The organism is Dyella tabacisoli (assembly GCF_003350925.1).
Taxonomy (GTDB): Bacteria; Pseudomonadota; Gammaproteobacteria; order Xanthomonadales; family Rhodanobacteraceae; genus Dyella_C; species Dyella_C tabacisoli.
The window spans coordinates 134,850-161,417 of sequence record NZ_KZ857184.1 but is presented as its reverse complement, the minus strand read 5'-3'; the positions used below and the strand labels follow the sequence as shown (position 1 = coordinate 161,417).

Below are 26,568 nucleotides of genomic sequence, written 5' to 3'. Positions count from 1 at the left end.
ATTCATGCGCATCGCTGATCTGGCCGACAAACGCGTCGCCATCTGGGGCTTCGGTCGCGAAGGGCAAGCGGCGATCAAGGCGCTGCGCAAGCGGTTGCCGCAGTTGCCTCTGACGCTGTTCTGCAGCGAAGGCGAAGTGGCATCCGCGCAGGCTTTCGACGCCGCGCTCAGCGTGCATGGGCACGAGCCCGACGCGATCGCACTGGCCGCGTTCGACGTCGTCGTGAAATCCCCCGGTGTCTCCGCTTACAAACCTGCGCTGCTGGCTGCGCGCGAGGCCGGGCTGCAAGTGACTTCCGGTACCGCGCTATGGTTTGCCGAGAACCCGTCAGCCGACGTTGTGGCGATAACCGGCACTAAGGGCAAAAGCACCACCACCGCCTTGCTGGCGCATCTGGCGCGGTCCTTGGGTATACGCACGGCGTTGGCCGGCAATATCGGCATGCCCTTGCTTGAGCTGGACGGCCAATCCGCCGAGTTGTGGGTTATCGAGTTATCCAGCTTTCAGACCGGCGAAGCCGGGCCGCTGGCGCTCGGCATCGTCACCAGCTTGTACGAAGAGCATCTGGATTGGCACGGCTCGCGCGAGCGCTACGTAGCCGACAAGCTCAAACTCGCCGATGCCGCGCAACGCCTGCTGGTGAATGGCCTGCAAACCACGTTATTGGACAAAACCTCCAACCACCCGCAGCGCTTGCTGTTCGGTCAGCCGCAGGGCTGGCACGTGCGCGATGGTTTTATTTGCCGTGCCGAGGTCAACGTGTTCGCGGCTACTCGGCTGCCGGTTCCCGGTGAGCACAACGCACTCAATGCCTGCGCCGCGCTGACCGCGCTCGAAGTGATGGGCTTCGATGCCATCAAGGCCGCGCCGGCACTGGCCAGCTTCCACCCTTTACCGCATCGGCTGCAGCCATTGGGCGAGCGCGATGGCCTGTGCTGGATCAACGACTCCATCGGCACCACGCCACAGGCTACGTTAGCCGCGCTGATGAGCCTGCAAGGCCAGGCGGTCACCATGATTCTGGGCGGCCATGATCGCGGTGTGGATTGGTCGGATGTCGCCGCAGCGATACGACGACATCCGCCGCATGCCATGGTCGTGCAAGGTGCAAATAGCGTTCGCCTGACGGCGGCACTGCAAGCGGAGCCGCTGAACTGCATTTTTGAACAGGTGGCCGATTTATCCGCCGCCGTAGCCAAGGCGCGTGAAATCACACCGGTCGGTGGCTATGTGCTGCTATCGCCCGGTGCACCGAGTTTCGACCAATTCCACGATTTCACCGAGCGCGGTCGCCGCTTCGCCGAGATGGCCGGTTTCGACGGGCAGGCGATCTCCGGTATCGAAGGGCTGGGTATCGGCTGACGTATCCAGTGCTGCGGGCGACATCTCCGATGGCCGGCGCGTCTACGGTGCCGGCGCAGCGGTTGACGATGTCCGCCTGTCGTGGCGCCGTCAATGCAACGTATAACCGGCAAGCCGCCAGGTGTTGTCGCCATCGAGATGGAACGAGATCAGCTCGCGCACGGGTTGGGTCGCGTTGGAGAACTCCGTGGCAAAGACCACATTGATATAGACCCCGGCCGGGATCTTCTGGCCGTTCGACTGGCTGCGGGTCACTGCCACAACGGTGCGTGTCTTTACGGTGCCTAGCGTCTTGCGATCTGCCGCCGTCTGTTTGATGAATGCGTCTCTGGTGGCGACTGTCTTGGCGATGGTGGATGCGCCATCCCATATGTCGCCCGCTTTGTTCTGATCGATCTGCTGCGCCACCTGAGTCGCGGCCTGAGCCATTTGCTGATTCTGCTTGGCCAGTTGAGCCTGTTGTTCAGGCGTCGGCGTGTTGGTTGCCTGGGGCGGAGCGGTTGCTTTCGCCGCCTGCTGTGCATGGGCGGCGAAAGCGGTACTGAGCAAGAGGGCAGGCAGCAAGAGTTTTGCGGACATGGTGGACTCCCTAGACGGCCGACACGGCCGCCGTGCGCGGGCAACGTTAGCACGCGGCACGGCGGTGTCCCGTTATCACCAGATCTTCACGCGCGCCTTGGGGTCCAGATAAAGCTTTTCGCCTGCCTTCGGCGTAAACGACTCATGCCAGGCGTCGATATTGCGCACGGTCTGCGCGCGGAACTCGCCCGGCGCATGCCCATCGGCCACTAGCTGCTGACGCAAGGCGGCGTCGCGGGTCTTGGTGCGCCACGACTGCGCGAAGGCGAGGAAGAAGCGCTGGTCGCCGGTCAAGCCATCGAGTACCGGCGCGGGTTTGCCATTCAACGACTTGTGATAAGCGGCATAGGCAATCGCCAGGCCGGAGACGTCGGCGATGTTTTCGCCCAGTGTCTGCTGGCCGTTGACGTGCAGCCCCGGCAGCGGCTCATAAGCGTTGTACTGTTCGACCAGACGCTGGCCGGCTGCCTTGAAGTGTGCCTGATCCTCCGGCGTCCACCAGTTGGCCAGGCGACCCTGAGCGTCGAATTCGGCGCCGGTGTTGTCGAAGCTGTGGCTGATTTCATGACCGATGACCGCGCCGATGGAGCCATAGTTGGCGGCGGCATCGGCCTTGGGATCGAAGAACGGTGCTTCGAGAATCGCCGCGGGGAAGTTAAGCGCGTTTTGCAACGGCAGGTTGACCGCGTTCACTGTCTGCGGGGTCATCCACCACTCGCCGCGATCGACCGCCTGGTCGAGCTTGGCTAGTTGATGCTGGTACTCGTGCGCTTCGGCGCGCAGGTGGTTGCCGAGCGCATCGTCCTGACGAATGTCGAGCGAGCTGTAGTCGCGCCAGGTCTCGGGGTAGCCCACGCCGACCTTCAGCGTTTCGATTTTCTCTTTGGCCTTCTTTTTGGTCGCGGCAGTCATCCAGTCAAGCGTGTCGACATGTTCGGCGAAGGCCGCGTTGATGTTGCTGACCATCTGCTGCACTTGTTGCTTGGACGAAGCCGGAAAATAACTCTTCACATAGAGCTGGCCGACGGCATCGCCCAGGTCGTTGTTGGTCAAGCCGACGCCGCGCTTCCAACGATCACGCTGCTTGGGCGTGCCCTGCAAGGCGTGCCCATAGAAGCCGAAGCTGAGATCGGCATAGGCCTTGGGCAGCAGGCCGGCGCTGTGATTGATCGCGTGAAAAGCGAGGTAATCCTTCCAGGTTTGCAATGGCTCGCTGGATACCAATGCGGACAGTTTGCGAATGGCATCGGGCTGCCAGGCCACGATCTGTTTCTGCTTGCTCAGTCCGGCGGCGTCGAAGTAGCTGGCCCAATCGAGCCCTGGCGCATTCTTGGCGAAGGCTGTTACCGGCCAGGGATTGTTCGCCTTATGCACGTCTTCGCTGTCGGTCAAGCTTAATTGGGCCTGGGCGATCTTCGTCTCCAGCGCAAAGATTGCCTTGGCTTTCGCTTCGGCATCGGCGATACCGGCGAGCTTGAGTTGCGCCGCGATATAGGTCTGATACTGGCTGCGAATCGCGACCATCTCCTTGTCGGCGCCGATGTAGTAATCGCGGCTGGGCATGCCCAGGCCGCCTTGCAGCAGATACGCGACGTTGTGCGAAGGATCTTCCAAGCCCTGCGTGACAAACAGGCCAAACAAGTGCTCGGTGTTGAAGTTGGTCGCATTGACCGGATCGACGTCGGCACGCAGCCCGCCGCCTAATACGCGCGCCAGATCGGCTGGCGTCTTGATGGCATCGATCTTGTTCAGCTCCGGCTTGAGCGGGTCGATGCCGCGCTTCTGAATCGTCGCCTCATCCATATAGGCGGCGTAGTAATCGGCGATCTTGCGTGCCGGGGTGCCGGCTGCGGGATTGCCCTTGCCGGCATCGCGGATCAGCTCGGCATTGCGCTTTTCGATGGTTTGAAACACCTGCAGAAAGATGCCGGTGCTGGAGCGATCCGCCGGAATCACCGCCGTCTTGCGCCACTGACCATTGGCGTAACCGTCGAAATTGTCGCCCGGTTTGATCGCCTTATCGATCCCGGCCAGATCCACCCCGGATGGGTTGGTCTTGGTCGGTGCGGAGGCGGGAGCTGGCTTGGGGGCATCTGCCGCGGCCAGGGTCGTGGCGCTGCCAAGCACGGCTGCCGTAAGAATCCATCGAAATCGCTGCATCACCGCTACCCTCATACGTTAAGAGGCGATCACGATAGCTCTAGCTTGGGGGCTTGTGAGCATGACCAATGGGCTAGCATGCCTACGCCCAATAGATCAGAGCATCCTTGGGGACATGAAACCATGACATTTGAACGGAGTGCGGCAAGTATGGTTTTTTTTGTTACGGCCCGGCGCAGCTTCATCGCGGCGATAGCCTTGTTCGCGCTGAGTGCGCCGGCGTTTGCCGCACTCGATGAGCAAGGGCAGAAAGAAGTCGCTGCCTTGCTCACCTTCGTCGGCAGCAGCAACTGCACCTTTATCCGTAACGGCAGTGACTACGATGCCAAGCGTGCGCAAGATCACCTGAAAAGCAAGTTCAATTATCTGCAGCGAAAACAGCAGATCGATTCCGCCGAAGATTTCATTGCACGGGCGGCTAGCGCCAGCAGCATGAGCGGCGAGCCGTACAAGGTGCGCTGCGATGGTCGCGAACAAGCTTCTGCTGATTGGCTGCGAGAGGAGTTGCGCAGGATGCGCCAGCAGGCCACGCCGTAAAGAATGGAAAGATTCCGGGAGCGCACAGGCTGCGCTCCCATTTCTTCAAGCCTATTCTTCGGGCCTATTCTCCAGGCCCATTCTCCTGGCCTATTTTTCGTAGCGGTAATTCAGGCTGGCACGGTTGAAATCGGTGGCGTTCTGCGCCTCAAAGTTCCAGCGATGACTGAGCTTGTAGCGTAGCGTGATGACTTGGCCGGGCTCGAACAGGCCGACGCCGTAGCTGAGATACAAGCGCGGCGAGAGATATTTGCCGACAGTGAACGCGGAGCTGCCGCCGAGCGCTTCGTTGGTGGAGACGCCGATGTCATCCACACCGATTTTGGAGCCGATGCTCTTGGCGAGCAGATCGCCGGCGGCGGAGCCGAGCGCCTGCGCGGCAGCGCCGACCATGCTGCCTTCGCCACCTTTCACTTGCGACAGTGGCTTGCCGGTAATCAGGTAAGAGAGCGCATCGGATTGCTCCATGGTCGGGTTAGAGAACACCGTCAGCACCGGCCGCTGCGCCGTGCCCGATACATACAGGCCGACCTTTTGTCCTTCGTCGATGGTGGCGTTGGGGTTGAGCTTGCGTACCGCGCGGATATCCAGGCCGGGGTTGTCGATCGGCGTGCTGGCGAACAGCAGGTGGCCTTGTTCGATCTGCAAGCTCTGGCCATAGGCTTTATAGATACCGTTCACGGTGATCTGGCCCTGGCCGGTGGTGGTACGGCCGGGGCGCTCGTTTACCGTCAGTACGCCACTGAGTTTGCCATCGAGACCCAGGCCGACCAGATGTGTCTTGTCGCCAAGATCTACTTTGACCTGCGCGGTAATCGGCAACTTCGAGGCCTGCTCTTGTTGCTTTTGATCGAGCACCACGACATCGGGCGAGGCTTTTGTGGCGCCTGCGCCGGGCAGCTTGGACACGTCCACGTCGGCGCTATCCAGATGCAGCGTGCCGCTGACGTCGGTGCCCTTGTTGTCTTGAGTGAGCAGCAGGTCGGGGGAAACCACCACTTTGGCGGCGGGAATATCGGCGGCGGTGAACTGGCTGCCTTTGATGGTCAGTTGGGTCTGGGCGTTTTCGCCGATGCCCGCCTGACCACTGATCGACAAACTGCCCTGGCCTGAGCGGGCGCTACCGCTGATGAGAAATTGCTGCGTATCGCTGGTACTTAGCGTCAGCTTGCCTTCGCTCAGCTTGAGACCCGCCGCCGGTACTTCGGCGGCGAAACCGTTGACGGCCGCCTGGCCGGTGATGGCCGGTTGCTTAAGTGTGCCGCCGAGACGGAAGTTGCCATCGATACCGCCTTTGACGTTGGCGATTTCGCTGGTGAGTAATTCGATAAAGGCGAGGTCATTGAGGCGTAGTTCGATCTGGCCATCGAGCGTCTGTTGCGCGCCGGTCATGCCTATGTGGCCGTCCAAAAGTCCGCCATTGCCGAGGCTGGCACGCAAGGTTGCGCGCTGGCTGCTTGGGCTCAGCTCGGCATGCAGCGCGAGATCGCGATAGGCGATCAAGGGACGTTCGGGGTGTTCGATATAGGTCAAAGCGCCCTGGCTGGACATGATCGACGCGGTGCCGTTGAGTGCGCCTGCCGCCGTACGGCGAATCTGGCCACTGCCATCAAGGACGCCATCGCCGCGCATCGGCATATGGGCGGACGCCGCGCTCATCAGCAAAGCCAGCGGCAGCTCGCGCAAGCGATAACTGGCATCGAGGTTGCCTGCTTTGTCTTGTTTGGCCGCCACACACAATTGCGGCGTACCCGCGCTGAGGCACAGTTCGGACAGGCTCATCGCAGCATCGTTGTAATTGAGCTGGGAGGGCTGCTGCAGACGCCAGTGCGGCAGGCCCTTCGGCTCCAGGTTCAAGGTCGATAGCGTGCCGCTCCAGGCGGAGCCTTTGAGTGCGCCGTTGAGTGCAAGCTCGGCGGAAAGCTCGTTGCCGCGCGCGTTGAGTTGCAGGTTATGCCGTGCGGCGGTGCCGTCGCCGCGCAAGTTGATGCTTTGGAAGGCGAGGCCGCCGGCGCTGACGCCGCTGGTTTCAAGATCCAGTTTGCCGCCGGGGTTGCTGATGTCCGGGATATCGGCGGTCAAGCGCAGGCTGTCGATTGTCTGATCTTGGTAACGGATCGCATGGCCTTGCAGATGGCCAGTCACAGCGAGCCTGGGTTGCTTGCCGCGAGCGCGGAACTCGCCGTTCAACGCGCCGGTCGCATCGGGTAACCAGTCACCGAGCGAGGCGACCGCCAGGGTGATGCCAATGTCGTTGCTGCTGCCCGGCTTGGCATCGATTTGCACCTTGCTGTTGGCCGAGCCGAGTTCGAGTTTGCCGTCAATGACTTCGTCGGGGGTGAGGTGCAGCTTGCCGCTGCCGCTGATCGCGCGATCGCGCAAACTGCCGCGAAGCTTGCGGATGTCGAGCACGGCATCCGGGCGATCTTTCGGCAGGCTGCCGTTGCTGGCGATGTCGAAATCCAGTGCGCCGCTCCAGCCGGCGAACAACTGGCCAGGATCGAATTTGTTGGCGGTGGCTTGCAGTTGCCAGCCCATCGCCGGTTGCAAGGTGAGTGTGCCGGTGGCTTGCAAGTCGCCTTGTGTTTGTTTGAGCGCCAACGTGTGCAGGGTGATCGCCTGCGGGGTGCCGTCCAGGTTGAGAGCGAGCTTGGCTAGCTTGCCGGGTGGGCCGATATCCACATCGCCTTCGGCGTGGAATTGATCGGCGCTGCCTTGGGCTTTCAGGCTGCCCTGGCTGAGCAGGTCCTGGCCGGCCAGATGGGCGGGCAGGGCGAGATCTTTCCATTGGATTTGCAAGTCGCCGCTGATCGGATGTGCACCGAGCTGCACGATGCCGCTGGCATCCACGCTGCCTTTGATTTGCGGCGAGCCGATGCTCAGTTGCTGCAGATTCAAGGTATGGAAGTCATCGCTGAAATGCGCGCGCAGCGGTTTCAGTATGAGTTGATAGTTATTGAGGTCGAGTCGGCCATTGAGCGTGCCGCCATGACGATCACCGTTGCCTTGCAAGTCAAACGCAAGCGCCGTAAGCGAGCTGCTGCCTAGCAATGGCTTGGGGTTGAAGCTCGGCGCATCGAGTTTGGCGGTCCAGGCATAGTCGCCGCTCTGCGCCACGGTGAGGTCGAGTTGCGCAGCCATCGGCTGAGTGAGCTTGAGATCCACCTTGACCTGCTTGCCGTCGCCATGGGCCTCGATGTTGCCGGCGTATTCAACGTCGGCGACGGTCCAGGCGAAACCGGCAGCGCCGTCGCCTTGCTCGTCGGCGCCGATGGCCAGCGTGCCGTCGAGATCGGCATGCCCCGCCGGCGCGCGCAGCACGAGCTTTTTCAGCTCCAGACCTTTGGCCGTCCATTGACCGGCCAGATCCAGGCTGTCGGAAACAAACAAGGGTTTGCCTTCCTCGGCGATACGCACTTTGCCGACGTGTGCGCGATCGAGGACGAAATCCATCGGCGGCTTGAGCGAAAAGCTGCTTTCGCTCGGCGGTTGGTTGGGTGCTGGCTTAGGCAGTGCCACGTCGATGCCATCGACTTGCAAGTCAACGATGTGCAACCGCTTGCGCAACAGCGGCACTACTCGTAGGTCAAGCTGCGCGCTGGCAAGTTTTACATCCAGCCCCTGACCATCGGCGTAGCGCAGGCCGGTGAGCTGCAAGGGGCCGATCAATCGCCCCTCGGCGTGTTGCACGCTCAGTGCGCCATGGGTGGCGCTTTGCGCACGTGCCAGTGCAAAACGCAGGCCCGAGCCGGTGCCTAGCAGCCATGACAACGCTACTACCACCAGCAGTACGAGTGCGCTCACGGCGAGAGCTGCACGTTTAAGCCAGGTTTTCATCGTCAGGCGCCTCATAGATCAGGCCCAATCACGAGGTGCAGTTCCACGCCGTGGTTCTGTGTATCGTGGATCGGCGTGCCTAGGTCCACGCGAATCATGCCTACCGGCGATAGCCAGCGCACGCCCAGCCCGGCGCCTACGCGTGGCCGGTAATCGAAGCCGTTGAACGCATTGCCGGCATCGACAAAAGCGGCGATGCCCCAGTTCTTGGTGAAGTAGTGCTCCACTTCGGTGCTGGCGACCAGCAGGTTTTTGCCGCCGATAACGCGATTGTATGTATTGCGCGGGCCGATGGATTGAAAGCCATAGCCGCGCACGGAGCGATCGCCGCCGGCGAAAAAACGTAGCTGCGGCGGCAGTGCGGTGAAATCGTTGGTCCAGGTATAACCGGCACTGCCGCGCAAAATGAGCCGATCGCGTTTGCTGAATGCGCGAATCCATTTGGCATCGACGGTGACATCGCTGAAGCGGGTATCGGAGAGCAGGGTGCCGACGGTGCTGCGCGCAGAGACGTCAATCGACCAGCCGCGCCGCACGAAGGTGGGGCTGTCAGCCTGTTTGCGCGATAGCGAAACCTCGGGGTAGAACAGCGTGCTGCGGCCATGTTCGATGCCGAGCGTGTTGGTGTTTTCGCCGCCTTTCTGGCCGACCGTAAACGTGCCTGAAAGTGCATGCAGGCCGATCGTGCGGGTCCAGCCATGCCATAAACGGGTTTCGTTGCCGACCAGCTCCAGCGTGCGTGATTTAGAGGTGTCGGTATTGGCATCGCGAAAGTTCGCGCCGATATTGAAGCTGCGCTGGTTGATGCCCGGCATCGGGATCGTGTATGTGGTCGATAAGGTCTTCAGCCGCTGCGCCAGCACGATTTCGTTTTTCCATTTGTGTCCGCGCCGATTGATCCAGCGACGCTCCATGCCGCCTCGCACGCCGACACCGGTATCGGTGCCGACAAACGGGCCGCCGGTATAAATCGTGCGCTTGGCCGGCGCCAGCTCTACTTTGACATCCACCTTGCCGTCGCCCTTGGCATCGATGTCGGGCTGTACATTGACCACCGAAAAATAATCGGCGCCATTCAATGCCTGCTGCAATTGCAGCAATTGGTATTGGTCGAAATAGTCGCCCGATTTGAAGGGCACATAGCGATCGAGGAAACCTTCGCGAAATTGCGAGCCATCGAACAGCACCTGGCCATAGCGGTAGCGCTGACCGATCTGCCACTCCAGCTTGATCGCCGCGCTGCGGTTGGCGCGATTGACCTCGACCTGGTGAGTGACGAGCTTTGCATCCAGAAAACCGTGCGCGGTGAGGTTGGCGCTCAACGCGTCGCGTGCCGCGTCGTAGCTGCCGTGATTGAGCGGCTGATCTTTTAATCGCTTGATGGCGGCTTCGGCGCGGCGAACCGAGGGAATCTCAGCCGCCTCTTTCTCCAGTGTGATCTCGACCTGGGTCACCTTCACCGGTTCGCCCAGTTTCACATGCAAGGTGACACGCCAGTCACTGCCGACTTGTTGCAGCTCGCCTACCGCCGTGGCGTCGTAATAACCGTAAGGCTCCAGCGACGACTTCACTTGGTCGGCTGCGCGAGCATATAGGCGCTGCACCTGGGCCTCACTGGCCTCGCGATTGGCGTATTGCGATAACTCCACACCGGCAACGACCGCCGTCTTGAGCGTGTCATCCACCCCATCTACGGCCAATTGCACCCCGGCGTGAGCCAGGGCGGGAAGTAGCAGCAGGGGCAGGGTGAGCAGGCCAAGGCGTCGATGTCGGCGCATGCGTAGATTCCGTCTACTTAAGGGGCAGTGGGTTCGTATGACGAACTTGTTTGGGTCAGCTTAGCGGGGTGGAGGTTGATGGCAAATGTACCGGGGGATCGGATGATTCCTAAATGTGGGGTGGGGCTGGGTTGTTCGCCTGCGGCGGGGTTTCGCCTGTTGGTGATGCTGCGCTAGCTGGTCGCCTGCGGCGGTTTTCGAACCCCTGCCGGGGTCCGAGTCACTTTTCTTTGCTTGCTCAAAGAAAAGTAACCAAAAGAAAGAGCACCCCGGTGCAGCGCTCTACGGGCATCCTGCCCTACGAGTGCGTGAGGCTTGGCCGGGCTTTTCGACAGGGCTTCCTGCCCTGGCGAAAAGGCATCGACATCCATGTCGATGCCCCTACGGGCCTTGTCGTCCAAGCCTCACCGCTGCAAAGGGGCCCCGAAGAGCAGCGCGCGTCCTGCGCGCACTCGGGAGCGACTGCACGCAGTCGCCGATATATGAAATGCACGCCGCACAGCCCCCTCCCCTGCTTGCAGGGGAGGGTTGGGGAGGGGTTCAATCTTGCGGCGAGGTTGGACCCCCTCCCAGCCTCCCCGGAGGAGCAAAAGCGGCGCGAGCAGCGGCTTTTGACGTTGCTCTTGACCTTGGGGCCCCTGTGCGTCGGTGAGGGTCGGACGATCAGGCCCGCAGGGGACTCGGCATGGATGCCGAGTCCTTTTCGCCAGTGCATGGATGCACTGTCGAAAAGCCCGGCCGACCCTCACAAGCCCGTAGGGCGACGCACCGGGGTGCTCTTTCTTTTGGTTACTTTTCTTTGAGCAAGCAAAGAAAAGTGACTCGGGCCCCGGCAGGGGTTCGAAAGCCCGCCGCAGGTGATCCAGGTCGCGTAAGCCTCAACCAGCCTTATCCCCAGCCTTATGCGCAATCCAAGCCCCAATCACCGCCGACACATACGGAATCGCCTGCGCAGCCAGAATAAACATCCACAAGAGGCCCTCGATGTACTGCGCGCCATAGTTCGCCGCCATACCAAGTACGCAGAACAGCAAGGCGCAGGCCATTAATAGCTCTTCGCGTACCGGCGCGAAGGCAGCGAAGTTGCTGCCGCCCAGCCGGCGGCTCTTGGCAGTTACTACGAACGAGGTTTTCTCGCGGGTCAGGCCATGCAGGATGCCGCGTGCAATCGCGTGTGACAGACCCATGCTCGCCAGCGAGGCCATCAGCGTGTCGTACCAGCTACAGGGCACGCGGGCGCGATACAGCACGATGCCGAAGATGGCCTTGGCAAAGAAGAATCCGATGACCGGCACCAAGAACAACTGCATGGGCAGGTTGAACAGGGCGGGGAAGGCGACCATGCCGGCGGTCCAGAAGATCGCCATCAGGGTGAACAACAAATGCAGCGCATCGGCAAACCAACTGAACCAGCCGGTGAGGAAGTGGAAGCGCTGACCGCCTGAGAGTGGGCCCTTTTTGGTCATCCAGTCCCAACGGCCCTTGAGAATCTGCATGGCACCGAAGGCCCAGCGGTAGCGCTGGCTCTTGTACGCCTTGAAGTCGGCGGGGGTGAGGCCCTTGCCCATCAGCTCATCGACGTAGACCAGGTCGTAGCCGGCGTGCATCAGGCGCAGGCCCAGCTCGGCGTCTTCGCAAATGGTCCATTCGGACCAGCCGCCGGTGCCTTCCAGCGCGGATCGCCGCACCATGGTCATGGTGCCGTGCTGAATGATCGCGTTGCGCTCGTTGCGGTGGTGCATGCCGATGCGGAAGAAGCCATCGTATTCCCATGCGGTCATACGGCGGAAGGTGTTGTGCTCGAACTCGCGGTGCGCCTGCGGGCATTGCACCACGGCCACCTTGGGATCGTGGAAGTGGCCGGTGAGGGCGGCCAGCCAGTCGGCGCGTACTTCGTAGTCGGCATCGATCACCGCCACCACGTCGGCGCGCGGGTCGGTTTCTTTCAGGCCGAAATTCAGCGCGCCGGCCTTGTAGCCGGGCCACGGTTCCAGATGGAAGAAGCGGAAGTGCTTGCCGAGCTTTTCGCAATACTCCTGCACCGGCTTCCACACATTCGGGTCTTTGGTGTTGTTGTCGATCACCAAGACTTCGTAATTGTTGTAATCGAGCGCGGCCAGCGAATCGAGCGTGACGATGACCATTTCCGGCGGCTCGTTGTAGCAAGCCAGGTGAATCGACACGAACGGCTGCTTTTCGGGCGGGTCGGGGCGCAGCATGCCGGCATGGCGCACCCAGCGCGGGCGCCACAGTACTTCGGTGAACTCAAAGCCGTTGATAAGCAGAATCGCCAGGATCGCGATCTGTGCCGGGAACAACAGCACCAACATGGTCCAGTCGATCCAGCTCAGGTAATAGTTGAACGGCAGTGTGGCCGACCACACGATCAAGCCGCAGGCCAACTGAATGAGGCCGGCGAAAAAGAATCGCCCGGTCAGCTTGAAACGGCGGAAACGGTGGGCGAACCAGATCATCGGCAGCAGGGCCAGCAGGCTGGCGGCAATCGCCTTCCACGGCCACTTCACGTCCTCGGTCACCGGGCCGGTGAAGGGGAACTTCGGCTTGCGGTCGGCGCTGAACATGCCCCAGTAGGCTTCGGTGCGGCCGGAAAGCTGCTCTTTCCACGGCTGATCGAAGGCTTCCATCACGTAGTAGTCGATGTTTCGTTTCTTGGCCTCGTTGAACCACTGACGCAGGAAGATCGCTTCGTTGGACACCGACGGGTCGGCGTACTGGAAGCGGTTGCCGTTGGAGGGCCAGCCGATTTCGCCGATGACGATCGGTTTGTTCGGAAACAGTTGGCGTAGCTGGTTGTAGCTGCCGAGCGCGTCGCCGATGGCGCTCTTGCGGTCGATGCCGTTCCAGTACGGGAACAGATGCACGGTGATGAAGTCGACGTGGTCGGCCAGCTCGGGGTATTTCGCCCAGATATGCCACGGCTCGGCGATCGATACCGGTTGATTGATCGCCGCGCGTACGCGGTCGGCATAAGCCATTAGCTGTTCGGGCGTGACGTTGTTACGGAACAGCACCTCGTTGCCGACGATGACCCGTTTGATCGAGGTGGGATAACGCCGCGCCTGGGCGATCAGTGTCTCGATTTCCTTCTCGTTGTTGTCCAGGCGGTTGTCGATCCAGGCGCCGGCCAGCACATTGAGGCCGTTTTTGTCGGCCAGCCGGTAGATCTGCGCATTCTCCAGCATCGAATAAGTACGGATGCGCGGGCTGTATTGGCTTATCAGCTTGAGGTCGCCGTCGATTTCCTCATCGCTGGGGAAATCCAGTTTCAACGGGTTCTGGTAGCGCTGGAACGCGGACAGCGCAAAGCCGCCGATCGGGCCTTTCCAGTCCTCCGGGCCATGCGGGAGATTGCTCCACCACCACAGGCCAATATTCATGGCAGCCACGACAAGCGCGAGCAGGATGGCTGCGAGCCGAGGATGCCGGCTGTCTGGACTGACTGGTGTAACGCTCAAAACGATCCCCGTGGCCGCCTCACACGAGGCCTGAAAGCTCGGCGAGCTTACTAACGCTGGGCGGTTGGCTCAATAAAAGACTGTAACCGGCGGTCAGCACCAGGTCAGGCGTTGAGGCTGCGGCTAGGTTTTGCCCATGTTTTCAGGCTGCCACCGAGCGCCGTTTGACTGCACTCAGGCGGCTCCCGACAGCTTAAGTCGATGGCCTGATGCCTCAGCGGCTGCCCGGAACCATGCAACGCGCGGTTGACGCGCTGCATGGTTCCGGCGGCTGGTTAGTAGTGGTACTGCACCGTGAGCCCAATCGTGCGCGGCTGATTGAGCGCTGCCCGACGGGTGGTCGGCAGGTCGGCGGAGATTGCCACCGGCAGGTCGGTTTCACCGCGTTTATCGAACAGGTTGGTGGCGTATACGGAGATATCGAATCCGTTGCGGCCCTCCACGCCGATCCGAAGGTTGGTCGTGGCAAAGCCACCGCGGCGGTAGAACGGGCTGGTTCTGTCGTACAAGTAAGTGGAGTTGCCGACGTAGCTGACATCGGCTCGTACGAAGCCGTTGTAGTCGGCATTGACGCGGCGGCGGTATTCGGCCGATGTAGACGCGCTCAGGCGTGGCACGTTGGTCAGCCGATCCCCGTTCTTGGCCGGGGTGCCGGGCACATTGCTCTTCAGATGGGCATCGGTATAACCGACGCCGGCACTGAGTGTCAGCGCGCTGATCGGCAGAAATTTGACTTCCAGCTCGCCGCCCTGGCTCACCGCATTGCCGAAGTTGGCGGTGATGTTATAGCCGCAACCCAGCACGATTTGCTGCTGCACCTTGCTCCAGTCGATGTGATAAACCGACGCGTTGACCATGAGTCGGCGATCCAGCCACGCGGTTTTCATGCCCAGTTCGTAGTTCCACAGGTAATCCGGGCCGTATTTGTTGAGCTGCGACTGGCTAAGCCCCAGGCCGGCCACCTCGGTGCCGCACAGCGAAGCCGGCGCCGGGTTATTCGGCCCACCCGGCCGGTAGCCTTGCGAGGCGGTGGCATAAATCATGTTGTCGGGCGAGAGCTGATATTGAAGTGTGTACTTCGGGGTGCTGCCGTAGTCCTTGGAGCTGCTCTTGACGCTGCTGGGGCCGCCGTTGAGCAGGCCGTCGCCGGTTTGCGCAAAAGACTGCTTCACCTCGAAAGCGCGCAGTCCGGCGCTGGCCTTCAACTTGTCGGTGATGTTGTAGGACACCTCGCCGAAGATGGCGTACTCGTCCAGATCCGCATGGCGGGTTCCACGATACATCGTCGCGTAATTCGGAAACGGCGTATTGAAGGTCTGGTTGAACCCGGCCGGGTAGGGAATGGATGACTCAAGCGGCGCTTTCACGTTGTGATAGAAGGCGCCGACGATGGCCTGAAAGGGGCCGTCGAAGGTGCTGGTGGCGCGTACCTCCTGGGTGAACTCCTTGTTCTTGTAGCTACCGTACATGGTCGTCGGATAGACGCTGGGTAGCCCGAAGAAATAATTGATGACCTTGGAGCTGTCGTCACGGATGTTCACGTCACGTGTGAAGTACGACGTCGAGGACATCAGCTCGACACTGCGAAACTGTTTGTGGATGGCGAGATTGGAAATCGTCGACTTCTGCACATTGGTTTCGTCGATATCGCGCACCTGATAAGGGTTTTGCAGATTGGCCGGAACCTTGTCGTAGGTGAACGGCGAGCCGAGCCGCGAATACTGGTAGATAAAGCTGGGCGTGATGGTCAAGGTGTCGTCTGGCTTAATCAGCAAGGCAACGCGGGTGCCGTAGGTCTTGAAGGTGTTGACGTTGTCTTTTTTCTTGCCGTTGGGGTCGGCGGCCAGATAGTTTTTCGGATCGATCGGGTAGCGGTCGATATAGCCATCGTCATTGCGGTAATACGCGGAGACGCGCAGACCCACTTTGTCCTGCACCAGCGGCAGGTTCAGCACGCCATTGAGGTTGCCGTTGAAGCCGCCGTGATAAGTGCCCGACAGGTCGGTCTTGATTCTCGCCTCGGTGCTATTGGCATCGGGCTGGTTGGTGACGTATTTGATGGTGCCGCCCATTGAGCTCGAACCGTAGATCGTGCCCTGTGGGCCACGCAGCACCTCGACGCGCTCGATATCGAACACCGATGGGTCGATGACCCCGCGCGTTGATAGCAGGGCGGCGTTGCTGGAGGCGGCGATCGGCACGTCGTCCAGGTAATAACCGACGGTTGCCGCCGACCCCGCGCTCGAAGAAATGCCGCGGATGATGAGGTTGTTTGAGCCCGGACCGGACGAGACGACGGTGAGTGCCGGCGCCATCCGCGCCAGGTCGGTAAGGCTGTTCACGCCCTGGCGTTCGAGCTGCTCGCCGGAATACGCCGCCATACTGATCGGCACCTTCTGAATATCCTGCTCGCGCTTGGCGGCGGTAACCACGATGCCTTGCAGGGTGGTTGCCTGCGGCGTTTCAGCCGCTTGGTCGATAGCCGCCGGTATCGGTTTTTTCTTGCCGACATCGCCGCTTGGCGATGTTTGTGCGTAAGCCATGTCTGCCAGCAACGCGCTGGCCAATAGGGACGTACAGAAAAGCACGCGTCCGCGTTTGTTGTTCATATCCTCTCCCCAACGATCCTGTTTTTGATTGCTAACCGCCACGGCGTAACCTCCCCATGTCGGGCTATGTGTTTTGCTCCGTGCCTGTGTAACGGCCTGTGTCTGACGGCCAAGTGGCCGTAGATGGAAATGCCAGATAGGTCTGGCGGCTGTCGCCACGCCTCTTTGCCGCGGAACGGCTTGCAATTACCGCCAGCAGTGGACGTTTACATGATTTTCATACGATCAAAAAGTTTTGATGGTGTCAAGTATTTTGGGTAGGATGCTTCCGTCGCCACTCGGTTATCCGTCTGGACTCCGTGGGCGGCTCATTCACTTATCTTGCGTGAGCGCTATGAAAACTATCCCGCTGCTGTTCTGTGCCGCTGCCGTCGTGACCATGCCGGTGATGGCTGAAACTCAAGCCGATTCGGTGCATGCGTCGATCGAGAAAGCGCTCAATGAGAGTGCCGCGTCGTGGACGGCCGGCGATCTGAAGACCTTCATGCAGGTTTACGAAAACTCGCCGACGACCCGCTACATCGGTTCCCAGGGCGTCACCACGGGTTATGCCGCGATCGAAGAGATGTACGCCAAGCGCTTCAAGAAAGGCGACGGCGCCAGCATGGGTCAGTTGTCCTTGCAACTCATCGACGTGAAAGAAATGGGGTCGCAGTACGCCTTTGTCGTCGGCCGCTATTTCTTGAAGCAGGACACCGGCGTCACCGTATCTGGCATTACCACGCTGGTGTTCCATAAGGTCGGGGCGCGCTGGCTGATCGTTGCCGATCACAGTTCGTAATCATGGCCGGCACGGTTTCATCCGTCGGTAAATCCAGCGTATCGAGCATCGGTACGGCTATTCGCGACCGGCGCCGGGGGCTGGGGCTTACCTTGCAGGGGCTGGCCAGCGGATCGGGCTTGTCGGTACCGTTCCTGTCGCAGGTAGAGCGAAATCTGGCGCATCCCTCGCTGCTCTCGCTGGAAGCCATCGCGCGTGCGCTGGACGTGGATATCGATTATTTCGTCGGTGTGCCCACGCCGGGCCAAATCGTCTGCCGCGCCGATGAGCACGATCGCATCGAGCTTAATTCACCGGTGATCTACGAACGGCTGAGCGGGCGTCATGCGGAGCGCAAAATGGAGGCGCTGCGGCTGATCGTGCCGCCGGGCCTGGAAGCGCCTATGGTGCACCGCGAAGGCGAGGGCTTCTGGTACATCCTCAGTGGCACGCTGGAGATGTGTGTCGGTAAGAAAAAATTTGAATTGCATGCCGGCGACAGCGCGCACTTCGATCAACGCCACCCTTACAGCATGCGCAATATAGGCGATACCGAAGTGCGCATGATCTGGGTCGGCACCCCAGCCATATTCAAGGATGGCTGAGGGGGTGAGCCGGGTGGGCGGCGATAGACGCCGCCGGCCCGGTTCCGTGCTTGGCCTACTTCAGCAGCGAGCGCAGCATCCAGGCGGTCTTCTCGTGCTCTTTCAGGCGACCGGTGACGAGGTCGGCGCTGCCTTCATCGCCGGCGGTGCTGGCGGCCTTGATCGTCTGGCGCGCGGTATGCGCGGCGATCTCGTGGCCTTCGACGAGCTGATTGACCATCACTTTCCAGTCCGGTACGCCGGACTCTTCCTTGATCGAGGTGAGCTTGCCGAACTGGCTGTAGGAGCCTGGGGCGAATACGTCCAGAGTGCGGATACGTTCGGCGACTTCATCGGCGGCCAGCCACAGTTCGTTGTACTGGGTCTCGAACATCGTATGCAGGCTGTTGAACTGCGGGCCGGTGATGTTCCAGTGGAAGCTGTGCGTTTTCAGGTAGAGCGAATAGGTATCGGCCAGCAGCTTGGAGAGATGCTTGGCGATTTGCTCGCGCTCTTTCTTGGGGATACCGATCGAAACGGCCATGAGTGCTCCTTCCTGTGGTGTAGATGAGAGACAAGGCCGAGCTTAGCGGGGGAGCGGGGCGGGGGGAAATGGATACTGCCAATGTCGGCCATAGTGTGCGGCTATCATGTGCGGTCCCATGAGTAACGTATCCCCTTCCTCCGCTACGCCCGAGCCCCAACTGCGCGCCCTGCGCAAGGCACTCGATGGCGTGTCCAGTCGCGATTTCGGCCGTTTGCTCGGCCGTTGGCGGGCGTTGTCGCGCAAGCCGGACGAGAAAAAACTCGCGGCGCTGACGTCTGATATTGAAACCTCGGCAGCAAAGCGCCGTGCCCGCGTGGCGGCCAAACCAGCCATTCGGCTGGACGAGTCGCTGCCGATCACCGCGCGTGCCGACGACATCATCAAGCTCATACGCGAAAACCAGGTGGTGGTGATTGCCGGCGAGACCGGCTCGGGCAAGACCACCCAATTACCCAAGCTATGCCTGGCGGCGGGTCGGGGCGAAGCGGGCATGATCGGCTGCACCCAGCCCCGCCGCCTGGCCGCGCGCTCGGTAGCGCGTCGCGTCGCCGAAGAGCTCGGCACCCAGCTTGGCGACAAGGTCGGTTTCCAGGTTCGTTTTAACGATCAGGTATCCGAGCAAAGCCTTATCAAGTTCATGACCGACGGCATCCTGCTCGCCGAGACGCAGGGCGATCCGTGGCTGAGCGCTTACGACACCATCATCATCGACGAGGCGCACGAGCGCAGCCTCAATATCGACTTTTTGCTGGGCTATCTGAAGCGGCTTGCGGTTAAACGGCCCGAGCTGAAAATCATCGTTACCTCGGCCACCATCGATACCGCGCGCTTCGCCGAGCATTTCGATGGCGCGCCGGTAGTGTCGGTGGAAGGGCGCGCGTATCCGGTGGAGGTACGTTGGCGCTCGCTGGACGAGTTGGCGGCAAGGCGCGGTCAGCGCGCGGGCGATATGCAGCAAGGCGGTGCCGAGCATATCGCTGCCGTGCTGGATGAAATCACTCACGACGACCCGCGCGGCGACGTGTTGATTTTCATGCCCGGCGAACGCGAGATTCGCGATGCGCATCTACTGCTGTCGCGCCGGCAATACCGCGAGACGGAGATTATGCCGCTGTACGCCCGGCTGTCCGCCGGCGACCAGGATCGCGTGTTCAAGCCCGGCACCAAACGACGCGTGGTGCTGGCCACCAATGTGGCGGAAACCTCGTTGACGGTGCCGCGTATTCGCTACGTCGTCGATAGCGGGCAGGCTCGCGTGAAGCGCTACAGCCAGCGCAGCCAGCTTGAACGCCTACATGTCGAGCCGATTTCGCAAGCCGCCGCCGATCAGCGCAAAGGCCGCTGCGGCCGCGTCGGCCCCGGTATTTGCTATCGCTTATATGACGAAGCCGACTACGCCAGCCGCGCAGCCTTCGCCGACCCCGAGCTGCTGCGTTCGTCGCTGGCCAACGTGATCCTGCGCATGCTGTCGCTGCAATTGGGCGAGGTGGACGAATTCCCCTTTCTCGAAGCACCCGACCCGCGAGTCATCGCCGACGGCTATCGCCGCCTCGCGGAAATCTCCGCGATTGACGAGCAGCGCCGGCTCACCGCCATCGGCCGCACCCTGGCGCGGCTGCCGATCGATGTGCAGTTGGCGCGCATGCTGGTCGAGGCGAACACGCTGGGTTGCCTGCGCGAACTGCTTACCGTCGTTTCATTCTTGAGTATCCAAGACCCGCGCGAGCGCCCCGCCGATGCGCGCCAGCAAGCCGATGCCGCTCATGCGGCCTTTGTCGATCCGAAATCCGATATCGTCGGCGTGCTCAACCTGTGGCGTGAATACCACGCGGTGCACGAGGAGCTGACGCAGTCGAAACTGCGCGATTGGTGCTCGCGAAACTTCCTCAGCTTTATGCGCATGCGCGAGTGGCGCGAGTTGCATCGGCAGTTGTTGCTGGTGGCGCAGGAGATTTGGGGAACGGGGAATGGGGAACGGGGAACATTGACGTCGCAGCCACCCAAAGCGGCGATGGACAACAGAAGTGGCAACAAAAGCGCTACGAAGAACGGCAAGGATAAGGGCAACGGTGACGCTCATGTTCCCCGTTCCCCGTTCCCCGTTCCCGACAACAACGAAGCCGATCGTCTGTACGAGAGCGTCCACCGCAGCCTGCTGGCTGGCCTGCCTACCCAGGTGGGCCGCAAAGACGAGAAGGGTGTATACCTAAGCACGCGCGAGCGGCGTTTCCAGGTATTCCCCGGCTCAGCACTAGCCAAAGTGCCGCCAAACTGGATCTTCGCCACGCAGATTCTCGATATCGGCGGCAAGGTGTGGGGCATGATGTGCGCCCGCATCGAGCCTTTGTGGGTCGAGCAGCAGGCCGCGCATTTGCTGCGCAGTGCCTGCCGCGATGCGCATTGGTCGAAGAAGCGCGGGCATGTGGTGGCTTACGAGCAAGTGAGCCTGTTCGGTTTGAGCCTGGTCGAGCGGCGGCCGGTGACTTTTCAGCAGCAAGATCCAGCGCAAGCACATGCGATTTTCCTGCGCGAGGCGCTGGTTCGTTGCGACATCGATGCGCGCGTGGATTTTATTCGCGCCAATCAACGCGTGCTGGACGACGCCTTGGGTATCGAGGCCAAGCAGCGCCGCGAGGGCTTAATCCGTCACGAGGACGAGCTGGTCAACTTTTTTGCGGACAAGCTGCCGCAAGAGATCGCCAGTAGCCGTGCGCTCGATGCGTGGTATCGCAAAGCACGCCCGGCCGAGCAGGCTGCGCTGCGCTGGTCGATCGATGACGTGATGGTCGGCGGCGCCGGACTCGATCCGAAAGCGTTCCCCGCCGCGATCGAGATACTGCCGCAGCGTTACCGTCTGGAATATCGCTTCGTTCCCGGCGACGAGGCCGATGGCGTCACCCTGCATTTGCCGCTGGCGATGTTGAACGCGCTGCCGGCAGCACGTTGCGAGTGGCTGGTGCCGGGCCTGCTCGGCGAGAAAGTGGCCGAATTGATTCGTGGCCTGCCAAAGCCGTTGCGACGCAACTTTGTGCCGGCGCCGGATTTCGCCCGCGCGTTTGTCGAGGCGGTAGCGCCCAGTGACGAGTCGCTGGCCAAATCGCTGGCCGGTTTCCTCAAGCGCACGACGGGTGTCGAGATCGGCGCGGCCCAATTCACGGCCGTTGAGCTGCCGGCGCATTTTCATATGCGTTATCGCCTGCACGATGAGCAAGGCAAGACACTCGCCTCGAGTCGTGATCTGGTAGCCATTCGCCGGCAGTGGGAGGGTCAGGCGCGCGAGGCGTTCTCGCGCAAGACCGATATCGAGCTGACCCGCGAAGACGTAGCCACCTGGGATTTTGAGGAGATTCCTCGCCAGGTCCGTTCCGACGGCGGCTTGCTGGCGTTTCCCGCGCTGGTGGATCTGGGCGAAACCGTCGCGCTGCGCGTGTTCGAGCGCGGTGATGAAGCGCGTGTCGCGCATCGCGATGGCGTGGTGCGTTTGCTGCGCAATGCATTGTCCAGCGATGCCAAACAAGCACGGCGACGCTTGCCGGTCGCCAATCCGCTGGCGTTGAAATACGCACCGCTGGGCAGTATCGATAGCCTGCGCGAAGACCTGGTCGAAGGTGGTTTTGCCGACCTGCTCGAACGCCACGAACTGGACGTGCGCACGGCCGCAGCCTTCGAGACCTTGCGTACTCAAGTCTCGCGCGAGCTGTTTGCCGCCGCCGTAGAGCGCTTAAAACTGGCCGAGCCGATCATTGAAGCGCAGGCCGATTTAAAGTCCTGGCTACAGCCACCCTTGCTCGGCTTCGCCCGCGCCAGTTACGACGACCTGCGCGAGCAACTCGATGGCTTGCTGGTGCCGGGTTTCTTGCGCGAACTGCCCACCGCGCGGCTTGCCCACTTTCCGCGTTACCTCAAAGCGATGCGCTTGCGCGCCGAACGCCTGCGCCAAGACCCGACCAAAGACCAGCAACGCATGCTGCAGGTGTTGCCGTATTGGCGCGAATACCTGAAACATCGCGCCGCCGGCACCGCGTCGCTCGACGAATTGCGCTGGCTGATCGAAGAGTGGCGCGTGTCGCTGTTCGCACAAGAGCTGAAAACCGCCGAACCGGTATCGGCCAAACGCCTGGCCAAGGCGCTGGAAGCCGTGAACTGAAACCCCAAACCTCAGCCCCCAACCTCGGTAGGTTGGGGTGAGCAACGCGAACCCCAACATCGCGGAATCCAATCGACCTTGTTGGTAATGCTGGGCCATCGACGTTGGGGTTCGCTTGCGCTCACCCCAACCTACCCAGCACGTCCATGCACGTCCACGCCCGCCCGGCCACGGCCAACCGCGTCTAGAATGGGGCGTCAGACAGGAGCCTCGCTCGTTATGGTTCAAGCCGCGCCACCATCAGCGTCAACACGTTTAGCGGCATGGCGCGAGCGTGCCTTGCCGGCGCCGCTGACCGAGGTGATCGAGTTGTGTTCGCAGCGGCCGATGAACGGCGACGAATGCGCCGACGTACTCGATCTGCTGGGCATGCTTGGCTGCGACGCGCAAACCCAGACGGCTGCACTGTGGTTTGAACTGGCGCGCGTCGATCCGGTGTTGTGGCAGCAACAGGCAGCACGCCTGCCTGCCGAGTTGCAGCGCCTGGTGGCAGGTCAGGAGGCGGCCGAACAAGTGTGGATGCTGCATGCGCAACGTGCGCCGGGTACCGGCACCGAAGGTTTGCGCCGTTTGTTGTTGGCGATCATCCGCGACGTGCGCGTGGTGTTTATTCTGCTGGCGCGTCAGCTAGCGCGATTGCGTGCGGCCAGCGCGCTACCCGAACCAGAACGGCAGGCGTTGGCCCGGCTCACCAACGATATCCATGCGCCACTCGCCAATCGGCTTGGTATTTGGCAACTGAAGTGGGAGCTGGAGGATCTGGCGTTTCGTCATCTGCAGCCGGAGACCTACAAGCGCATCGCCAAACTACTCGATGAGCGCCGTACCGACCGCGAAGGCTTTATCGAGGAATCGCTGGAGGTATTGCGCCGCGCGCTGGCAGCGGCAGGTATTGAGGCCAACCTGGCCGGACGGCCCAAGCACATCTACTCGATCTGGAAAAAAATGCAGCGCAAGGCGCTGGAGTTTTCCGATCTGTACGATATTCGCGCCGTGCGCGTGCTGGTCGACAGCGTGGCCGATTGCTATGGCGCACTCGGCGTGGTGCATACGCTGTGGCCGCACCTGCCGGGCGAATTCGACGATTACATTGCCCGACCCAAAGGCAATGACTACCGCTCGCTGCATACGGCGGTGATCGGCCCGCGCGGCAAAACCTTGGAGGTGCAGATACGCACCCACGACATGCATCGCTACAACGAGTTGGGCGTGGCAGCGCACTGGCGCTACAAAGAGGGCGGCAGCGGCGACAGCGAGTTCGAGGCGAAAATCGCCTGGATGCGCCGCCTGTTGGAGCCGCGCGGCGAGAACGAAGCCGATTCTGGCGGTGGCGATCTGGCGGCCGAGCTGCAAACCGAGTTGCTGGAAGATCGGGTCTATCTATTGACCCCGAAAGGGGAGGTGTTCGATCTGCCGCATGGCGCCACCGTGCTGGATTTCGCTTACCACATACACACCGAAGTGGGGCATCGTTGCCGCGGCGCCAAGGTCAACGGCCGCATCGTGCCGTTGAGTTTTCAGCCGCAGAGCGGCGATCGGATCGAGATCCTCACGGGTAAATTGTCCGAGCCTCGCCGCGACTGGCTGTCGGTACATCACGGTTATCTCAATACCAACCGGGCGCGCGAAAAAGTTCGGGTGTGGTTTCGCCGCATCGCTCACGACGCCAACATTGCCGCCGGCCGCGCCATGCTCGATCGCGAACTCAAGCGCAATGCCGTACCGGCTGCCGATCTGAGCAAGCTGCCGGCGCATTTTCATCTGAAAAGTCACGATGAGCTGTTGATCGCGTTGGCGCTGGGCGAGATCAATCCCGGCCAGATCACCCGCGTGTTGCAAGAAGCGGCCGCGCCGGCCGAGGTCATGCAATCGGCCTTGCCAGTCACTTCACGCCATGCCACCCACGAACATAGCGCGCTGAGCATCGAAGGCATCGGCAACCTGCTCACCACGCTGGCGCGGTGTTGCCAGCCGTTGCCGGGCGATCCGGTGCGCGGTTTTATTACCCGTGGCCGGGGTGTATCCGTGCACCGCGCCGATTGCAGCAGCCTCGCCTGGCTGGCCCAGCGCGATCCCGAGCGGGTGATCGACGTGGAATGGGGCAAGGCCGCCGCGCAGGCTTACGAGGTAGACATCGAGCTGCGCGGCTATGACCGCAAGGGCTTGCAGAAAGACGTCACCAGCCTTATCAGCAACTTCGGCACCCATATCATTGCCTCCTCCAGCCGGGTCTTTACCCGCACGGGCGAGGTGGAGATGCGCTTTACCTTGCGCGTGCGCGACTACGAGCAGTTATCGACCTTGCTGGGGCGGCTGGCGGCCTTGCCCAATGTGGTTGAAGTGCGGCGCGTCAGTGGTGGATAAGTAGGCTCCAGGGAGTTAAACGCGCATGAACGCAACGCCACTAATGCCCCAGGTACTCGTATAGCGCAATGCTAAGCTCTTGTCGTTGCCGTTGAGGCAAGGGATATATGAGCGGACATAAAGACCACCACGACCCCGAGCAACATGGCCGCACCGAGCCGACGCTGGGCGATATCGATCATTTGGATGAACCATCGCCCCTGTCGTCGGCACGCGATGGTCTGCCACACGTCAGCATCGACCCCGAGCGCCGCCGCCCGGCGCCGCCGCCGCGACCCAAGCGCGCCCGTAAGCGTGGCTGGCTGCTGCCTTTGTTGCTGTTGATCGTGATAGGCGTCATCGCCTTTGCCTGGGTTGAACAAGATCGTTTGCGCGGGCTGGTGCCGAGTACTGAACTCAACGATGTGCTGGGGCGTGCCGATCAGGCTTTTCAGAATGGCCGTCTAGACGGTAATGACGGTCATAGTGCGCGCGAGTTGTTCGAGGCGGCGCGTGCGTTGGAGCCCGACAACGATCGGGCGCGCGATGGTTTGCGCAAAGTAGGGCTGGCCGAAGTCAGCCGTGCGGATGCCGCGCTGCAGGCCGGTCGGCTGGATGATGCGGACCAGGCACTGGCCGCCGCGCGCGAACTGCTCGGTGGCGGCAGCGATGTAGAGCGCTTGACTCAGGCCATGGCCAAGGTACGCGGCGCTACCGTACAAACGGGCAGTTTGATCGAGCAGGCGCAAAAGGCCTTTGCCGAGGGCCGGCTGGACGGCGCCGATGGCGCGGGTGCCTTGTACCACCAGGTGCTTATCGCCGACCCCGGCAATGCGGTGGCGGCGCATGGTTTGGATCAGGTCGGCGACGCGCTTGCGGCGCAGGCGCGCAAGACGCTTACCGCCGGTGACCGGGTCGCAGCCAGCGCCATCATCGACAAACTCGCTGTACTGCTGCCCAACTATGGTGAATTGCCGGCCTTGCGCGCGAGCTTGGTGCAGGTACAAAAAGACGATAGCGGTGAGCTGGATGACGCCATCAAGCGCGGCCAGGATGCCTTGCGCGCCGGTCGCATGGCTGGCCCCGGTGACGACACCGCACTGGCGTATTTCAAAGCCGCCCTGGCGCTGGACGCAGACAATGCCGAAGCCAAGGCGGGGCTGGGGCAGGTCGCACAGGCGTTAATCGTGCAGGCTAATGCGGCGATCGACGATGGCGATACGGCACAAGCCGGCAAACTGATCGAGCAGGCGGCGGCATGGGCGCCCAAGTCAGCCGATCTGGCCGCAGCGCGCGCGCGACTCAGCGATGCCCAGAAACATGTGGTGCGCGAACATACGGCGCGCGCGGTGCCAAGTACCGAGGAGCCGGTCGAGGCCACGCCGGCAACCCTGACGCCGCAACAGAGCGCCGAGCTGGCGCGCATGCTGCAGCGTGCCGATGTGGCCGCCAAGCGCGGTCAAATCATGTTGCCGCCTGGCGAGAGCGCTTACGACTTGTATCGCAGTGCGCTGGCTATCGACGGCAACAACGAGACTGCGCGGCGTGGTTTGCAAGAGTTGCCCAATGTGGTCGCCCGTCAGTTCAATCAGTCGTTGGCTAGCGGCAATCTCGCCCAGGCCGGTAACCGGCTGGCCGATTTGTCCGACCTGGCGCCGGGCGATGTCGGGCAGGGCGAGCTACGCCAGCGTCTTGCCAGCGCATGGATGGATCAGGCCGATCAACAAATTGCGCGTGGCGATCGCCCCGGCGCCACGCAATCGCTGGATAGCGCGCGCAAGCTGGCGCCGGATCATCCGCGTCTGCGTGAGCTGACCGCGCGCGTGCAAGCAGGGCGATAGCCCTGGC

At 61.7% G+C, this 26,568-nt stretch carries 14 protein-coding genes; 7 read left to right on the top strand and 7 right to left on the bottom strand.

All coding sequences use genetic code 11. The features are described 5' to 3' along the window. The first annotated feature begins 4 nt into the window (after positions 1-4). Complete coding sequence (gene murD / locus DVJ77_RS19625; protein ID WP_114847223.1) at positions 5-1,363, top strand: UDP-N-acetylmuramoyl-L-alanine--D-glutamate ligase; 1,359 nt, start codon at positions 5-7, stop codon at positions 1,361-1,363. Between the two features lie 90 nt (positions 1,364-1,453). Here the strand turns inward: murD and DVJ77_RS19620 are convergent, their stop codons facing one another. Together DVJ77_RS19620 and DVJ77_RS19615 are read right to left on the bottom strand one after the other, a co-directional pair. Next, the gene (locus DVJ77_RS19620; protein ID WP_191983725.1) at positions 1,454-1,942 is read right to left on the bottom strand and encodes a DUF4019 domain-containing protein; all 489 of its coding nucleotides are present in this window, start codon (positions 1,940-1,942) and stop codon (positions 1,454-1,456) included. Positions 1,943-2,017: 75 nt separating this feature from the next. Further along, positions 2,018-4,102 carry a M13 family metallopeptidase gene (locus DVJ77_RS19615; RefSeq protein WP_114847222.1) on the bottom strand — a complete coding sequence of 695 codons (2,085 nt, stop codon included), beginning with the start codon at positions 4,100-4,102 and terminating at the stop codon, positions 2,018-2,020. Between the two features lie 150 nt (positions 4,103-4,252). Here DVJ77_RS19615 and DVJ77_RS19610 point away from each other — a divergent pair, with 150 nt between their 5' ends. Continuing rightward, positions 4,253-4,639, top strand: a complete 387-nt coding sequence (locus DVJ77_RS19610; RefSeq protein WP_162791601.1) for a DUF5329 family protein — start codon at positions 4,253-4,255, stop codon at positions 4,637-4,639. 90 nt (positions 4,640-4,729) lie between these two features. Here the strand turns inward: DVJ77_RS19610 and DVJ77_RS19605 are convergent, their stop codons facing one another. The 4 genes from DVJ77_RS19605 to DVJ77_RS19585 form a co-directional block, all read right to left on the bottom strand. Next, positions 4,730-8,476 carry a translocation/assembly module TamB domain-containing protein gene (locus DVJ77_RS19605; protein ID WP_114847221.1) on the bottom strand — a complete coding sequence of 1,249 codons (3,747 nt, stop codon included), beginning with the start codon at positions 8,474-8,476 and terminating at the stop codon, positions 4,730-4,732. An 11-nt stretch (positions 8,477-8,487) separates the two neighbouring features. Beyond that, positions 8,488-10,254, bottom strand: a complete 1,767-nt coding sequence (locus tag DVJ77_RS19600) for an autotransporter assembly complex protein TamA (RefSeq protein WP_114847220.1) — start codon at positions 10,252-10,254, stop codon at positions 8,488-8,490. Between the two features lie 878 nt (positions 10,255-11,132). Continuing rightward, positions 11,133-13,652 (bottom strand): glycosyltransferase family 2 protein, encoded by a 2,520-nt coding sequence (locus DVJ77_RS19590; RefSeq protein WP_380039630.1) that lies wholly within the window; start codon positions 13,650-13,652, stop codon positions 11,133-11,135. Between the two features lie 353 nt (positions 13,653-14,005). Then, complete coding sequence (locus DVJ77_RS19585; RefSeq protein ID WP_225428105.1) at positions 14,006-16,339, bottom strand: TonB-dependent receptor; 2,334 nt, start codon at positions 16,337-16,339, stop codon at positions 14,006-14,008. A gap of 334 nt (positions 16,340-16,673) precedes the next feature. Between DVJ77_RS19585 and DVJ77_RS19580 the strand changes: the two genes are divergently transcribed. Together DVJ77_RS19580 and DVJ77_RS19575 are read left to right on the top strand one after the other, a co-directional pair. Next, on the top strand, positions 16,674-17,120 hold the full coding sequence (locus tag DVJ77_RS19580) for a YybH family protein (protein ID WP_162791600.1): 447 nt from the start codon (positions 16,674-16,676) through the stop codon (positions 17,118-17,120). A 2-nt stretch (positions 17,121-17,122) separates the two neighbouring features. Further along, positions 17,123-17,704 carry a helix-turn-helix domain-containing protein gene (locus tag DVJ77_RS19575; protein ID WP_114847216.1) on the top strand — a complete coding sequence of 194 codons (582 nt, stop codon included), beginning with the start codon at positions 17,123-17,125 and terminating at the stop codon, positions 17,702-17,704. A gap of 55 nt (positions 17,705-17,759) precedes the next feature. On the opposite strand, the gene DVJ77_RS19570 is transcribed toward DVJ77_RS19575, so the two are convergent. Next, positions 17,760-18,227 (bottom strand): Dps family protein, encoded by a 468-nt coding sequence (locus DVJ77_RS19570; RefSeq protein ID WP_114847215.1) that lies wholly within the window; start codon positions 18,225-18,227, stop codon positions 17,760-17,762. A 118-nt stretch (positions 18,228-18,345) separates the two neighbouring features. Here DVJ77_RS19570 and hrpA point away from each other — a divergent pair, with 118 nt between their 5' ends. The 3 genes from hrpA to DVJ77_RS19555 all read left to right on the top strand — a co-directional run bounded on the left by hrpA (position 18,346) and on the right by DVJ77_RS19555 (position 26,561). Then, positions 18,346-22,377, top strand: a complete 4,032-nt coding sequence (gene hrpA, locus DVJ77_RS19565; RefSeq protein ID WP_114847238.1) for an ATP-dependent RNA helicase HrpA — start codon at positions 18,346-18,348, stop codon at positions 22,375-22,377. 219 nt (positions 22,378-22,596) lie between these two features. Continuing rightward, the gene (locus tag DVJ77_RS19560; protein ID WP_114847214.1) at positions 22,597-24,741 is read left to right on the top strand and encodes a bifunctional (p)ppGpp synthetase/guanosine-3',5'-bis(diphosphate) 3'-pyrophosphohydrolase; all 2,145 of its coding nucleotides are present in this window, start codon (positions 22,597-22,599) and stop codon (positions 24,739-24,741) included. Positions 24,742-24,848: 107 nt separating this feature from the next. Beyond that, positions 24,849-26,561 carry a hypothetical protein gene (locus tag DVJ77_RS19555; RefSeq protein ID WP_114847213.1) on the top strand — a complete coding sequence of 571 codons (1,713 nt, stop codon included), beginning with the start codon at positions 24,849-24,851 and terminating at the stop codon, positions 26,559-26,561. Positions 26,562-26,568: the final 7 nt, after the last annotated feature.

Coding starts and splice junctions, on each gene's coding strand:
- DVJ77_RS19585 (WP_225428105.1), bottom strand. CDS start 16,339: ATGAACAACAAACGCGGACGCGTGCTTTTCTGTACGTCCCTATTGGCC.
- DVJ77_RS19555 (WP_114847213.1), top strand. CDS start 24,849: ATGAGCGGACATAAAGACCACCACGACCCCGAGCAACATGGCCGCACC.
- DVJ77_RS19615 (WP_114847222.1), bottom strand. CDS start 4,102: ATGCAGCGATTTCGATGGATTCTTACGGCAGCCGTGCTTGGCAGCGCC.
- hrpA (WP_114847238.1), top strand. CDS start 18,346: ATGAGTAACGTATCCCCTTCCTCCGCTACGCCCGAGCCCCAACTGCGC.
- DVJ77_RS19575 (WP_114847216.1), top strand. CDS start 17,123: ATGGCCGGCACGGTTTCATCCGTCGGTAAATCCAGCGTATCGAGCATC.
- murD (WP_114847223.1), top strand. CDS start 5: ATGCGCATCGCTGATCTGGCCGACAAACGCGTCGCCATCTGGGGCTTC.
- DVJ77_RS19560 (WP_114847214.1), top strand. CDS start 22,597: ATGGTTCAAGCCGCGCCACCATCAGCGTCAACACGTTTAGCGGCATGG.
- DVJ77_RS19590 (WP_380039630.1), bottom strand. CDS start 13,652: ATGAATATTGGCCTGTGGTGGTGGAGCAATCTCCCGCATGGCCCGGAG.
- DVJ77_RS19610 (WP_162791601.1), top strand. CDS start 4,253: ATGGTTTTTTTTGTTACGGCCCGGCGCAGCTTCATCGCGGCGATAGCC.
- DVJ77_RS19570 (WP_114847215.1), bottom strand. CDS start 18,227: ATGGCCGTTTCGATCGGTATCCCCAAGAAAGAGCGCGAGCAAATCGCC.
- DVJ77_RS19620 (WP_191983725.1), bottom strand. CDS start 1,942: ATGTCCGCAAAACTCTTGCTGCCTGCCCTCTTGCTCAGTACCGCTTTC.
- DVJ77_RS19605 (WP_114847221.1), bottom strand. CDS start 8,476: ATGAAAACCTGGCTTAAACGTGCAGCTCTCGCCGTGAGCGCACTCGTA.
- DVJ77_RS19580 (WP_162791600.1), top strand. CDS start 16,674: ATGAAAACTATCCCGCTGCTGTTCTGTGCCGCTGCCGTCGTGACCATG.
- DVJ77_RS19600 (WP_114847220.1), bottom strand. CDS start 10,254: ATGCGCCGACATCGACGCCTTGGCCTGCTCACCCTGCCCCTGCTGCTA.